This window comes from Catellatospora sp. KI3 (genome assembly GCF_029948125.1).
Taxonomy (GTDB): domain Bacteria; phylum Actinomycetota; class Actinomycetes; order Mycobacteriales; family Micromonosporaceae; genus Catellatospora.
Genome location: NZ_JASAMB010000014.1, coordinates 145,128 through 159,574, shown reverse-complemented (window position 1 = coordinate 159,574; position 14,447 = coordinate 145,128). Strand labels below are relative to the sequence as shown.

At 73.6% G+C, this 14,447-nt stretch carries 7 protein-coding genes; 4 read left to right on the top strand and 3 right to left on the bottom strand.

What is annotated here, in order from left to right:
- Positions 1-4 precede the first annotated feature (4 nt).
- Genes QEZ54_RS22410 through QEZ54_RS22400 form a run of 3 tightly spaced genes read right to left on the bottom strand, consistent with a single transcriptional unit; the run spans position 5 to position 3,584 of the window.
- Complete coding sequence (locus QEZ54_RS22410; RefSeq protein ID WP_281306653.1) at positions 5-1,228, bottom strand: MFS transporter; 1,224 nt, start codon at positions 1,226-1,228, stop codon at positions 5-7.
- Complete coding sequence (locus QEZ54_RS22405) at positions 1,225-2,472, bottom strand: ATP-grasp domain-containing protein (protein WP_281306652.1); 1,248 nt, start codon at positions 2,470-2,472, stop codon at positions 1,225-1,227. Before QEZ54_RS22405 ends, QEZ54_RS22410 begins: the two co-directional genes overlap by 4 nt.
- The gene (locus QEZ54_RS22400) at positions 2,469-3,584 is read right to left on the bottom strand and encodes a GNAT family N-acetyltransferase (protein ID WP_281306651.1); all 1,116 of its coding nucleotides are present in this window, start codon (positions 3,582-3,584) and stop codon (positions 2,469-2,471) included. The genes QEZ54_RS22405 and QEZ54_RS22400 overlap by 4 nt, the downstream gene beginning before the upstream one ends.
- A 1,048-nt stretch (positions 3,585-4,632) precedes the next feature.
- On the opposite strand from QEZ54_RS22400, the gene QEZ54_RS22395 reads away from it, so the two are divergent.
- Genes QEZ54_RS22395 through QEZ54_RS22380 form a run of 4 tightly spaced genes read left to right on the top strand, consistent with a single transcriptional unit; the run spans position 4,633 to position 14,442 of the window.
- A complete protein-coding gene (locus QEZ54_RS22395; protein WP_281306650.1) occupies positions 4,633-4,848 on the top strand; it encodes an MbtH family protein in 216 nt (71 codons plus the stop codon).
- The gene (locus QEZ54_RS22390) at positions 4,845-12,875 is read left to right on the top strand and encodes a non-ribosomal peptide synthetase (RefSeq protein ID WP_281306649.1); all 8,031 of its coding nucleotides are present in this window, start codon (positions 4,845-4,847) and stop codon (positions 12,873-12,875) included. Before QEZ54_RS22395 ends, QEZ54_RS22390 begins: the two co-directional genes overlap by 4 nt.
- 23 nt (positions 12,876-12,898) lie before the next feature.
- Positions 12,899-13,870, top strand: a complete 972-nt coding sequence (locus QEZ54_RS22385; protein WP_281306648.1) for a TauD/TfdA family dioxygenase — start codon at positions 12,899-12,901, stop codon at positions 13,868-13,870.
- 8 nt (positions 13,871-13,878) lie between these two features.
- Positions 13,879-14,442 (top strand): DUF6817 domain-containing protein, encoded by a 564-nt coding sequence (locus QEZ54_RS22380; protein ID WP_281306647.1) that lies wholly within the window; start codon positions 13,879-13,881, stop codon positions 14,440-14,442.
- The last annotated feature ends 5 nt before the right edge of the window (positions 14,443-14,447 follow it).

The window sequence follows — 14,447 nt, the reverse complement described above, 5'->3', positions numbered from 1 at the left end:
CAGATCACTGCGCGTTGACCTTACCGGCCCGCCGGGCCGCGGCCGCGACACCGATCGGCGCCGCCGTCGCGGCCGCCGCGACGGTCACCGCCACCAACCCCCACCACAGCGCGGCGGGGGCGGCCAGCAGGGCCGTCACCAGGGCCGGAGTCAACGCCGACGCGGCACCGATCAGCAGCTGGTGGCCGGCCAGATAGGAGCCGCCCGCCTCCGCCGGGGCCAGCCGCACCAGCAGCACCAGGCCCGCCTGCGAGCCGAGCAGCTCACCCAGCGTGTACGCGGTCATCGCCACCGCCAGCACCAGCGCGGCCGCCACCGTGCCGGGTGCCGAGGCCGACACCGCGAGCAGTCCCAGCGGCAGCGCGGCGTGCAGCAGCGCCCCGACCGCGAGCACCCGGCGGGGCGCCCACCGCTCGACCCGCGCGCTCAGCGGCAGCTGCAGCGCCGCCAGCAGCACCGTGTTCAGCCCGAACAGCGCGCCGACCAGCCAGGGCGGCAGCGCCAGGCGCTCGATCAGCACCACCGGCAGCGCCGCCTCCACCGCCAGCGCGGTGAACCACAGCACCGTCACGACCGCGCTCACGGCGAGGAACGGCCGGTCGCGCCACGGCCGCCGGGGCCGGGCCGACGTGCGCGGCTCGGCCGCCACCCGGGGCAGCGTCCAGACCAGCACCGCCGCGGCGGCGAAGCTCAGCGCGTTACCCCAGGCCAGCAGCATCGCGCCGCGCGCGCCCGCGCCGACGGCCAGGCTGCCCGCGAGCACGCCGAGCGCCACCCCGGCGTTGAACACCACCCGGCTCAGCGCCAGCCACCGGTCCCTGCCCCCGGCCGGGGCCAGCCCGGCCGCCAGCAGCGGGGTGCTGATCTGCTCGGCCCGGTTGGCCAGCGCCACCACGAGGCTGCAGGCCAGGAACGGCACCAGGCCGGGCAGCAGCACGTACCCGGCGTAGGCGGCGGTGCGGGCCAGCCCGGCCGCGACGTACACCCGGCGCGGGCCCCACCGGTCGACCAGCCGCCCGACCGGTCCGAGCAGCGGCAGTGCGGCCAGCGCGGTCACGGTCAGGCCGGCGCCGACGGCCGCCAGCGGCAGCCGGGTGAGCGCGGTCAGGATGATCAGCGCGTACGGGTAGAACACGCCCGTACCCACCGCGTTGACGAACCCGGCCAGCCCGAACCGGACCACGCCGGGCCCCCGGGGCACCCAGTCCTTCGCCGCGACGGCGGTCACCGCCGGTCCACCTCGACCACGAGCTGCCCCAGCGCGGTGTCGGCGCGCCTGGCCGCCTCGCCCGCGCTGCCGCCGACGGCCAGCAGGTGCCCGAGGTAGTCCACATTGCTGCGGGCCGCGCTGATCCGCTCGCCGGGCTCGGCCTCCAGCTCCAGCTCGACGACCCCGGGCACGCGGCGGGCCAGGTCGGCGCCGTGCACCGCGCGCAGCACCCCGTCGGCGGGGGAGACCAGCTGCCGTTCGGCGGCCCCGGCCGCCCGGGTCGGGGCCAGGTCGGCGGGCTGTCCGGTGTGCAGGGCGACGACGGCGGCGACCAGGTCGACGCCGAGGCTGTGCCGTACCAGATCGGTGATCATGCCGCCCGGCAGCCGCGGGTTGATCTCGACCAGGCGCGGCCCCTCGTCGGTGACCCGCATCTCCACGTGCGCCGCGCCGAAGTCGTGCCCGACCGCGTCCAGCGCCGCGTGCGCCAGCGCCACGCAGTCCGCGCGCACCGCCTCCGGCAGTACCGACGGGAAGTTCTGCCCGACCTCGACGAAGTGCGGGTGCGCGCCGAGCAGCTTGTCGGTCACCCCGACGACGTGCCGTCCGGCGTCGTCGGCGACCGTCTCGACGCTGCACTCGTACCCCAGCAGGTACTCCTCGACCAGCGCACCCGGCGGTCTGGGCCGCCCCCGGTAGTCGGTGCGCACGGCGTCGACGGCCCGCCAGGCGGCCACCGCCTGCGCCAGGGTCCGGCACAGCACCACCCCGACGCTGCCCGACTCGGTCAGCGGCTTGACCACGCACGGCAGCCCGACCTCCTCGACCGCGATCCGCACCTGCGCCTCGGTACGCACCCACGCGTGCCCCGGCACCGCCACCCCGGCCCGGACGCACTCCCGGCGCGCGGCGGACTTGTCCCGCGCCGCCGCCGCGGCGTGCGGCGACAGGCCGGGCAGCCCCAGTCGCCGCGCGGCGGCGGCCGCGACGTGCACGTTGTAGTCGGTCACCGACAGCACCCCGCGCAGCCGGGGCCGCAGGTCCGCGAGCGCGTCGAGCACCGCGTCCACGTCGGCGGTGTCGACCGGCCGGACCTCCACGCCGCACTCGTCGAACACCTGGCGCGCGGGTCCGTAGCCGAGATACCGCTGCGCGGACGAGCTCAGCAGCACCACCTCCAGGCCGAGCCGGTGCGCCGCGAGCACCGGCGTCAGGCCGAAGCGGGCCAGGCTCGTCTCCACCATCGCCAGCACGCCGGTCACCGCGCACCGCCCTCTCCGGGCTCGGCCGCGGGCACCGGCCCCACCCAGCAGCGCTGCTCGGTCGAGACGCAGCCGCGCCACATCTTGGCGTCCTCGCTGCCGAGTCCGTAGTGGATGGTACGGACGCCCGCCTCCGCCGCCAGCTCCAGCATCCGGTAGTAGCACAGCTCGAAGTAGAGGGGCGCGCGGTGAGTGCGCTGGAACGAGTAGTCGAACCCGGCCTGCCTGGCATACCACTGGTCGCCGTACGCCAGCACCAGCGTGAACCCGACCAGAGCGGACCCGGCGTACGCGGCGAGCACGACCGCGTCGCCGCCGAACTGCTCGCCCACCACCGACAGGATCGACACCGCCCGCTCGACCGGCCACTCGATGCCGTACCGGTCGAGCAGCCCCACCTCCAGCCGGGCTGCCGCGGCCAGGTCCGGCAGTCCGGCCACCGTGGTCCGCTCGATCCGCACCCCGGCCGCGGCCACGCGCCGGCGCTCGGCCGCGACGCTGCTCCGCCGCCTGGACGTCAGCCGAGCCAGGTAGCCCGGCATGCCTGTGGGGGGCACGGACAGCCGGTGGTAGCGGCCGACCTGGCAGGAAGACCATCCGTCCGCCGCCAGGTGCGCGCTGAGGGCTTCGTCGGTCTCGTCCAGGTACGGCACCGCCATGGACGCGCATCCCGCCTCGCGGGCGAGCCTCGCGGCGGCGGCGAGCAGCAGCCTGGTGTCGCCGACCGGGTCGGTGCCGTCGTGCAGCACCCGGGTGTGGCCAATGTGGCGGCCGCCCAGGGCCAGGCTGGGCAGCAGCACGGCCGGGTCGCCGCCGAGGCGGGCCAGCAGCGTCTGCGCCCCGGGCCGCCCCGCCCGGGCGCTACCGGCGACGATGGCGTCCGGCCGGCCCATGACCCAGGGGGCGTACGCGTCGGCCACGATGGCGGCCAGGCCCGCGGTGATCCGGCCGTCGCGCTCGCACCACAGGTAGCGCGGCGCGGTGGCGTGCACCGCCTCGACCACCCGCAGCCAGCGCCGGGTCAGGAACACGTCGTCCGGCCCGGTGAGCCCGTCCCAGGCGGGAGGCAGCTGTGCCGGGGCCGTGGCGAGGTGGACGGCGGCCTCGGTCATGTGCGCGCCTCCGATGGGTGGGATGCCGGTCGCCCGGCCACACTATTGCGCGCTCGCGCCCGGCGGCATGCAGGGCCGGGCGCCCGGCCGGATCATCCGCCCGACGGGACGGCCTGGCTGCGATGCTCCTGAGCGCCCGGTCGGTTGCCTGCGGTGGCACGTGACAATCATCACCTAGTTGATCTCCATGCGTTAGATTCCCGCCGCTCTGAACAGCACGTTCTCCGCCTTTCGCGGGAGGGGCCGTCCGGAGGTGCGGGCGTGTCGCCACGTCATCCGAAGTGGATCCCGACAATGAAGTGGTGACAGTCAATTCAATGCATATCGATAATACGATTTAATAACCGCGCAACGAACTGGCGGGGCGGGATCGATAGAGCGATGATAGTCGATTTAATGTTTGCTCGTGCAACGTGTCGATATGAACACGCTGAGCCATATTTGCAGGTGGTCGTGCATTTTCGTGCCAGGCGCATGGCGCGGCGGGGACGCGTGCGGGGGATGATCTAGCGATCTGTCAACCCTATATCAAGTGATGATCCTCGAATTTGAGTAATCAACGACAGGCTCCGCAACAGGGTTGACACGTACAGTCCACAATGGTTTCCTTTGGCTTGCTTGCGTCCCAGTCCTCGGACTGGAAGATCCAAAACGGGGGTTCGGGCGGGTGAGTTAGCCGGTGTTTGTGCTGGCCAGAAGTTCGGTCAAGCGATGATGCCCCGGCGGTAGGGGTGCGCGGTGCGCTGCCACCACCTCCACGCCGCCACAGATCAATCAAAAGTCCTTGATGTACACCTTCACCGGGCGTCGCGGTCGGTCCGCCTGCCACGACACCGGAACGTCAGGCGGGTCGGAGCCCATCCCGAACCGCGTGAGAATGCGCCGTGAGGCCGTCCGGCCATGCCTGGAAACAGGCGTGGCCGGAGCCGGACCGCGGGGCGAGAACACCCGGGTCACCTCCGAGCGCCGACCCGGAATCCCAGGCAGTGCTGCCCGATCGGCCTCCGGCCGGCAGAGCGGCGAACGGACCATGCGAAGAGTGAGGACCATGCCCAACCCATTCGACGATCCGAACGGCCGCTTCTTCGTGGTGGTCAACGCCGAGGGCCAGCACTCGCTGTGGCCCGAGTCCGCGGTCCTGCCCGCCGGCTGGACCGTCGTCCATGGTGCCGCCGACCGGGCTTCCTGCGTCGACTACGTCAACGCCAACTGGACCGACATGCGGCCGCTCAGCCTGATCGCCCACCTGGAGAACGCACGATGACCGCGGCGAACACCGGCCGGTCGGGGACGGACCGGCAACTGGCCTCCCAGGCCCGCCTGGACTCGATGTCCCCGGCCAAGCGGGCCCTGTACGAGAAGCTGCTCGGCGCCCGCCACCAGAGCCCGGCCGACGAGATCGCCGCCGTCGCGCGCACCGGCGACCTCGCCGTGTCGGCCGCGCAGCGCCGACTGTGGTTCATGGACCAGCTGAACCCCGGCACCACCGTCTACAACATCTCCACCGCCCTGCGGCTGACCGGCGCCCTGCGCGTCGACCTGCTGGCCCGGTCCGTGCGCGAGCTGTTCGCCCGGCACGAGGCGCTGCGTACCGTCTTCGGCTCCGTCGACGGTGCCCCCGTGCAGCGCATCCGCGCGGAGCTGCCGGTCGAGCTGGCCGCCGAACCGCTGCCCGCCGGCCTGGACCTGGACGCGGCCCTGCGCGCGGAGACCGCGCGCCCGTTCGCACTGGAGCAGGGCCCGCTCGTGCGCGTGCGCCTGTTCGCCGTCGGCGCGGCCGAGCACGTGTTCGTGCTGACGGTCCACCACAGCGTCTGCGACGGCTGGTCGATGAGCATCGTGCTGGACGAACTGCTGGAGCTGTACCGCGCCGCGAACGCGGGCACCGCGCCCGCGCTCGCCCCGCTGCCCCTGCAGTACGCCGACTTCGCCGCCTGGGAGGCCCGCCCGCAGCGGCAGGAGGAGCTCGCCGCCGGCCTCGACTACTGGCGCGACACCCTGCGCGGCGCCGTCCCCGTCCTCGAGCTGCCGCTGGACCGGCCCCGGCCCGCGAGCCAGAGCTTCCGCGGCGCCCGCCATCGCTTCAGCCTGCCCGCGGCCGTCTGGCCCCGGGTCCGCGACCTCGCCCGCGAGGAGCGCGCGACCCCGTTCATGGTGCTGCTGGCCGGGTTCGCGGCGCTGCTGTCGCGCTACTCCTCGCACCGCGAGGTCTCGGTGATGACGCCGGTGGGCAACCGGCCGCGCGTCGAGTTCGAGACGATGGTCGGCTTCTTCAACAACTCGATCGCGCTGCGGGTCGACACCTCGGGCGCGCCCACCTTCCGGGAGCTCGTCGGCCGGGTACGCGAGACGACCCAGGCGGGCATCGCCCGCGGCGACGTGCCGTTCGACCGGGTGGTCGAGGCCGTGGACCCGGTCCGCGACCTGAGCCATACCCCGATCGCGCAGGTGCTGTTCGCGCTGCGGGAGGATCCGGCCCTCACGGTCGACCTCGGCGACGTGCGCGCCACGACCGTCGACCACCACAACGGCACCTCCCAGTTCGAGCTCGAGCTGCAGGTCTGGCCCGGCCCTGACGACGTGCTCAGCGGCTACCTTGAGTACGCCACCGACCTGTTCGACGCCGCCACCGCCGAACGGACCATCGCCCACCTGGGCAACCTGCTCGACGACCTCACCGCCGCGCCCGACACCCGCATCGGCGACGGCCGCGTGCTGTCCGACCGGGAGCACCACGACACGGTCGTGGCCTGGAACGACACCGAAGACCCGGGTCTGGGCCTGGTCTGGGCGCACGAGATGTTCGCCCGGCAGGCCGCCCGCACCCCGGACGCGACCGCGCTGGTGTCCGGCCCGGACACCGTCACCTTCGCCGACCTGGACCGGCGCGCCGAGCGCCTCGCCGCGCGGCTGCGCCGCGCCGGCGTCGTCCCGCAGAGCCGCGTCGGGCTGCTGCTCGAGCGCGGCGTCGACCTGGTCACCGCGGTCCTGGCCGTGCTCAAGGCCGGTGCGGTCTACCTCCCGCTGGACAGCAAGGACCCGGCCGAACGCATCGCGTTCATGCTCGCCGACGCCGACGTGCACGCCGTCGTCACCGCGAGCGGGCTCGCCGCGGCCGTACCCGCCGGCGCGGCGCGGGTCCTGCTCGCCGACGCCGACGCCGACGCCGACGGCCGGCCGGTGGATCTGCCGCCGGTGCCCCGGGCGCACCCGGACAGCGCCTGCTACATCATCTACACCTCCGGCTCGACCGGTCAGCCCAAGGGCGTGGTCATCACCCATCGGGGCCTGGCCAACTACCTCGACTGGGCGGTCGCGGCGTACCGCGTCGCCGACGGCGGCGGCGCGCCGCTGGTGTCGCCGCTGCGGTTCGACCTGTCCGTCACCACCCTGTTCTGCCCGCTGCTGGCCGGCCGTCCCGTGGTGCTCGTCCCCGAGGGCGAGGAACTGGACGCCCTGGCCCGCACCCTCGGCCACGACACCGCCTTCGGCCTGGTCAAGCTGACCCCCGGGCACCTGGACGCGCTGGACAAGTCGATCCCGCCGACCGCGATCGAGGCGGACGGCTACCTCGTCGTGGGCGGCGAGTCGCTGCACGGCGGCACCGTCGCCGCCTGGCGCACCCGCGCTCCCGGACTGCGCGTCGTCAACGAGTACGGGCCCACCGAGACCGTCGTCGGCTGCTGCGTGTACGAGGTGGACGACCGCACCGACCTGTCCGCCACCGTGCCGATCGGCCGCCCCATCGCCAACACCAGCCTGTACGTCCTCGACGAGAACCTCGTCCCGGTCGCGCGGGGCGTGGTGGGCGAGCTGTACGTCGGCGGGGCCGGCGTCGCCCGCGGCTACTGGAACCGCCCCGGCCTGACCGCCGAACGGTTCCTGCCCGACCCGTTCGCGACCGTCCCCGGCGCGCGCATGTACCGCACCGGTGACCTCGTCCGTCTGCGCGCCGACGGGGAACTCGACTGCCTCGGCCGCGCCGACACCCAGGTCAAGGTGCGCGGCTACCGGGTCGAGCTGGAGGAGATCGAGGCGGCGCTGGCCCGCCTGGAGCCCGTCCGGGAAGCCGTGGTGCTGCTGCGCAAGGACCTGCCGGGCGAGGCCAAGCTGGTCGCGTACGTCACCGCCGCCGACGCAGACGCGCCCCCGGCCGAGTCCGACCTGCGCGACGTGCTGCGCCGGGACCTGCCCGAGTACATGGTGCCGGACCTGTTCGCGATCCTGGCGGAGCTGCCGCTGGCCGCCAGCGGCAAGGTCGACCGCGCCGCGCTGCCCCGCCCGGAGCCCGCCGACCCGGCCCCCGCCGCCGCCGACACCCAGCTCAGCCCGCTGGAGCAGGTCATCGCCGCCATCTGGTGCGAGGTCCTGGGCGTCGCCTCGGTCGGCCGGGACAGCAACTTCATCGCCCTGGGCGGGCACTCGCTGCTGGCCGTGCAGGCCATGGCCCGGCTGCGCAAGGCGCTGGACATGGACCTGCCGCTGCCGGTGTTCCTGGAGGCCACCTCGCTGGGCGACCTGGCCGCGCGGATCGAGGCCCTGGGCGGCAGGGCCCCCCGACCGGGGCTGGTACCGGTGCCCCGCACCGCCCCGGTGCCGCTGTCGTACGCGCAGGGACGGCTCTACTTCCTCAGCCGCCTCGCCGAGGACAGCACCTTCTACAACGTGCCGATCGCGATGCGGTTCGACGGCGAGTTCCACCGCGGCGCGTTCGCGCGGGCGTTCGCCGCACTGTGGGCCCGCCACGAGGGTCTGCGCACCAGCTTCCCGGCACCGGACGGCGAGCCGGTGCAGCAGATCGCCCCGGCGGAGCCGGTGCCCTACCGGGTGATCGACCTGGAGTACGTCGCCGACGCGGAGCAGCTGCTCGACGAGCTGGTGAACACCGAGGCGCGTACGCCGTTCGACCTGGCCGCCGGGCCGCTGGTGCGCGGCACCCTGGTCCGCGTCGCCGCCGACGCGCACGCGTTCCTGCTGACGCTGCACCACAGCGTCTCCGACGGCTGGTCACTGTCGATCGTCATGGACGAGCTGGTGACGCTCTACACCGCGTTCGCCAAGGGCGAGCCGGACCCGCTGGCCCCGCTGCCCTACACCTACCTCGACTACACCGTCTGGCAGCGCAAGTGGCTGGACGCCGAGCTGGACACGCAGCTCGGCTACTGGAAGGCCCAGCTCGCCGGCGTGCCGACGCTGGAGCTGCCGACCGACCGGCCCCGCCCGGCGGTGCAGAGCTTCCGCGGCGCGGGCCACGACATCCGCTGGTCGCGGGAGCTGTCCGAGGCGATCTCGGCGCTCGCCCGGCGCGAGAACGTGTCGCTGTTCATGGTGCTGCTGGCCGGGTTCGACGTGCTGATGGCCCGGACCAGCGGGCAGCGTGACATCACGGTCGGCACCCCGATCGCCAACCGGACCCTGACCGAGCTGGAGAACCTGGTCGGGTTCTTCGCCAACACCCTGGCCCTGCGGGTCGACCTCTCCGGCGACCCCACCTTCACCGAGGTGCTGCGGCGGGTGCGCGAGACCACCCACGGGGCGTACGCCCACCAGGACGTGCCGTTCGAGATGGTCGTCGACGCCGTCGCCCCGACCCGCAGCCTCAGCCACTCACCGCTGTTCCAGGTCCGGTTCGCGCTGCAGAACGCGCCCGCCGCGACCGCCGACCCCGGTGGCGGGCTGGCCGTGTCGATCCTGGAGAGCGAGCAGCGCACCGCCCGCTTCGACCTGCTCGTCGACCTGTGGGAGACCGACGACGGCCTGGCCGGCCACGCTGAGTTCAGCACCGACCTGTTCGACGCGGCCACGGTGGCGCAGCTGATGGCGCGGCTGGAAGAGCTGATGCGGCGCCTGGTGGCCGACCCCGCCCAGCCCGTCTTCGAGCTGGACGTGCTGCTGCCCGGTGAGCGCGAGCGGCTGGCCGGGCTCGACCGCACCGGCGAGCTGCCCGGCGGCGCGCGGACGTTCCCGCAGCGCTTCGCCGAGCAGGCGCGGCGGCAGCCGGAGGCCGCCGCCGTCACCTGCGGCGCGACCACGGTCAGCTACGGCGAGCTGCTGCGCCGCTCCAGCGCCGTGGCCCGCCTGCTCGCCGCGCACGGAGTCGGCCCGGGCTCGCTGGTCGCGATCCACCTGGACCGCGGGGTGGACCTGGTCGTGGCGGTGCTGGCGGTGCTGGAGGCCGGGGGCGCCTACGTGCCGCTGGACCCGGCGTACCCCGCCGACCGCATCGCCGCGATCATGAAGGACGCGCAGCCCGCGCTGGTGCTCACCGGCCGGAGCCTGGCCGCGACCGCGCCGACCGGCCCGACCGGGCTGCTGGTGCTGGTCGACGCCCTGCCCGCGCCGACCGACGCGCCGGGCCCGCGACCGGACCTGTCCCCGGACGACCCCGCGTACGTGGTGTTCACCTCCGGCACCCAGGGGCTACCCAAGGGCGTCGTGGTCACCCACGGCAGCCTGGCGGCGTACCTCGACGCGCTGCCGGCCGCGCTGGACCTGCCCGAGGCGCCGGTCTTCCTGCACACCGCCTCGTTCGCGTTCTCGTCGTCGGTGCGCCAGCTCATGGTGCCGCTGTCGCTGGGCGGCACGGTGGTCATCGCCACCCGCGACCAGCTCAGCGCGCCGGACGCGCTGCTGGCGTACGCCGCCCGGCACGGGGTGCAGGTGCTCGACCTGGTGCCGTCGTACCTGCGCGTGGTCGAACCGGCGCTGGCCCGCAGCGACCGGTGGCGCCCCGAGCTCATCCTCACCGCCAGCGAGCCGCTGCGCTACGACCTGCCCGAGGCGGTCCGCGCCGCCTCCGGCCCGATCCCGCGCCTGGTCAACATGTACGGCCAGACCGAGACCACCGGCATCGTGACCACCGTCGACGTGCCCGCTCAGCGGGTCGGGCGCGGCGCGGTCGTCCCGCTGGGCCGTCCCATCCCCGGCACCGCCGTGTACCTGCTCGACGAGCAGTCGCGCCAGGTGCCGCCGGGCCACCCGGGCGAGATCGTGATCGGCGGCGCGGGCCTGGCCCAGGGCTACCTCGGCGACCCCGACCTCACCGCGCGGCGCTTCATCGACGACCCGTCCGGGTCCGGCGGCCGCCTCTACCGCACCGGGGACCGGGGCCGGCTGCTGCCCGACGGCACGGTGGAGTTCCTTGGCCGCCTCGGCGACCAGGTGAAGATCCGTGGCCACCGGGTGGAGCCGGAGGAGGTCACCGCGGTCCTGTCCGCCGTGGCCGGGGTCGGCGAGTGCGCCGTGGTCTGCGTCGAGGAGGCCGCCGACGAGCGCCGCCTGGTCGCGTACACCGTCCTGCGGGCCGGGACGACCACCGACCAGGTGCGGGCCGCGCTGCGCGAGAAGCTGCCCGACTACATGGTGCCCACGCTGGTGCCGGTCGGCGCGGTCCCGCGCCTGCCCAACGGCAAGGTCGACCGGACCGCGCTGGCGACGGCCGGATCGGACACCGCGCCGGGCGCGGCGCCGGCCCCGCGCGGCCGCGTCGAGGACGCGCTGGTGGTCATCTGGCAGGAGGTGCTGCGGCTGGCGAAGGTGGGTACGGGGGACGACTTCTTCGCGCTGGGTGGTGACTCGCTGCATGTGATCCGGGTGGTGGACCGGGCCCGCAAGGCCGGTATCACCATCACTCCGGCGCAGTTCCTGGCCAACCCGACGATCGCCGAACTGGCCGCGGTGGCCGTCACCGAAGGTGGCGAATCCACCGACCGCGGCCGCGTCGAGGACGCGCTGGTGGTCATCTGGCAGGAGGTGCTGCGGCTGGCGAAGGTGGGTACGGGGGACAACTTCTTCGCGCTGGGTGGTGACTCGCTGCACGTGATCCGGGTGGTGGACCGGGCCCGCAAGGCCGGTATCACCATCACCCCGGCGCAGTTCCTGGCCAACCCGACCATCGCCGAACTGGCCGCCGTCGCGGTCCCGGCCGAGGCGGCCACCGGCCCGGCGGCGCCCCAGGCCGACCCCGACGTGGTGCCGTTCGTGCCGTCGCACCTGGCCTTCCTGGAGCGCGACTTCGCCGACAAGCATCTGTACACGCACATCTTTATGTTCGAGACGCGCGAGCCCGCCGACCCGAAGACCATGGAGCTGGCGGTGCGGGCGGTCGTCGAACACCACGACTCGCTGCGCATCTGCTTCCCGTACGAGGGCGGCGGGTACCGGGTGCGGGTCCGCGAGTCGCTGGAGCGCACCCCGTTCACCAGCGTCGACCTGTCCGCGCTGGACCCGGACGACCAGGAGGCCGCGTTCCTGCGCCTGGACCACCAGCTGCACCGCAAGCTCGACTTCAACCAGGGGCCGCTGCTGCACTTCGCGCTGGTGAAGTTCGGCCCGGCGCGGCCGGACATGGTCGTGGCCATCGTCCACCACCAGCTGATGGACAACAGCTCCTGGGACGTCCTGGTCGACGACCTGCAGACCGCGTACGTCGCCCTGGCCGCCGGCCGCCGGCCGGACCTGCCCCCGCTGACGTCGACGTTCATGGCCTGGGCCCGCAACCTGGACCGGCTGGCCCGTTCCTCGGCACTCGCCCCGGACATCGCCTACTGGACGGAGCTGGCCAGGCGGCCGGTGCCGGCCTGGCCGCTGGACCACGTCGGCGGCGACGACTGCATGACGTCGGAGGAGATGCTCTTCGTCGGCCTCACCGCCGAGGAGACGACCAGCCTGCGCCGCAGCATCCCGCGCGACTACGGGATCACCGTGAACGACGCGCTGGCCGCCGCGGTGCTGCAGGGGTACGCCGACTGGACGGGCGACCGCTCGGTCCTCATCGACCTGGTGCGGCGCGGCCGGGAACTGGGCGGCGACGACCTGGACCTGTCCCGGGCCATCGGCCGGTTCTCGATGACCTCGCCGCGGCTGCTGCACCTGCCGCAGCAGGCCGGGCCGCGGGCGCTGCTGGAGTCGGTGGCCGAGCAGGTGCGGGCCGTGCCGCGCGCCGGGCTGGGCTTCGGACTGCTGCGCTACCTCGGCGCGCACCCGCAGGCGGCGCAGGCGATCGCGCCGCTGGGCAAGCCGCCGATCCTGCTCAACAACTGGGGCGAGGTCGAGCACGTCGAGGAGGACTCGCCGCTGTTCGGGCCGCGTATCGACGACCTGTGGCCGATGCCGAAGCTGCAGCGCATGCACCGGCTGATGGTCAACGGCCGCATCCTCGACGGCCGGCTGGATTTGGGCTTCCGGTTCAGCCGCAACCTCAACGACCGGGCCGGCATCGAGCGGCTCGCCGACCTCGTGGTCGGGGCGCTGCGCTCGTTCGTGGCCGCCGCCGACCCCACCGACCGCTGATCCGTACGGAAAGGACGACAGACATGGACAACGTGAAGGAATCGTTCCTCTACCCCGACTGGGAGCGCGTGGCGCTGTTCGAGGCGACCGAGCCGGGCCTGGACCCGGTGGCCTGGGCCGCCGCCAACGCCGACCTGCTCGACGCCCGGCTGCTCACCGCGGGCGCCTGCCTGCTGCGCGGCTTCGACGTGCCCGACGCCACGGTCTTCTCGCAGTTCGTCCGGGTGTTCGGGCAGGAGATGGCCGAGTACACCTACCGGTCGACCCCGCGCAGCAAGGTCGGCGACGTCTACACCTCGACGGAGTACCCGGCCACCGAGGTCATCTCGCAGCACAACGAGATGGCCTACACCAGCACCTGGCCGACGAAGATCTACTTCTACTCCGCGATCCCGGCCCAGCGCGGCGGCGAGACCCCGCTGGCCGACAGCAACGCCGTCTACGAGCGCATCCCGGCCCACGTGCGGGACCGGTTCGAGCAGCACGGCGTGCGCTACGTGCGCAACTACCGGGCCGGCCTCGGCGTGTCCTGGGAGGAGACGTTCCCCGGCCTGGACCGCGAGGGCGTGGAGCGCTTCTGCGCCGAGCGCGGCATCGTGGTCGAGTGGCTGGACGGCAACTCGCTGCGCACCACCGAGACCTGCCAGGCCGTGTCGGTGCACCCGCAGACGGGCCAGAAGGTGTGGATGAACCAGGCCCACCTGTTCCACGTCTCGAGCATCAACGAGGCGACCCGCCTCGCCCTGCTGGAGATCATGAAAGAGGAGGACCTGCCGCGCAACGCCTACCTCGGCGACGGCAGCCCGATCACCGACGACGACCTGGCCGCGATCCGCGCCGCCTACGACGCCGAGACGCTGGCCTCGCCGTGGCAGGAGGGGGACCTGCTCATGGTCGACAACATGCTGATGTCGCACGGGCGCAAGAGCTTCGAGGGCCCGCGCAAGGTCCTGGTGGCGATGACCGGCTCGTACAGCAGCCTGCCGAGCGCCTGAGGACGGCCGTGACCACCGCCACCCACGCCGAGAAGATCGGCTTCCTGAGCCGGCAGGGCGCCGGCGCGCTCGCGCACTCCGACGGCGACCTGCTGGCCCACCTGCAGGGCGTGCACGACCTGCTGCTGTCCTGGGGCTCGCGTCCGCAGCTGTGCGACGCGGGGCTGTTCCACTCCGCGTACGGCACCGAGATCTTCCCGACCGGTGCCGTCCCGGCCGAACTGCGCCCGGTGGTGCGGGAGCTGATCGGAGCGGAGGCCGAGACGCTGGCGCACCTGTTCGGGGTCGTCAAGCGGGTCAGCCTGTTCGACGCCGCCTTCGACGGGGCGCCGTTCCTGCTGGAGACCCGCACCGGTGAGAGCGTCGGGGTGACCCGGGAGCAGTACCGGGACCTGGCCGCGATGACCGTCGCGAACTGGCTGGAGCAGCGTCCCCGGTTCCCGGAGTCGAGCCGGTTCAGCCGCGCGCGTGAATTCGACGCCATGCGGCCGTACCTGCCCGACAATGCCCGTACCGCACTGGAGCAGGCGTACGGCTTCGCCCCGCTCAGCGCCACCCCGACCACCGCCTGAAAGAG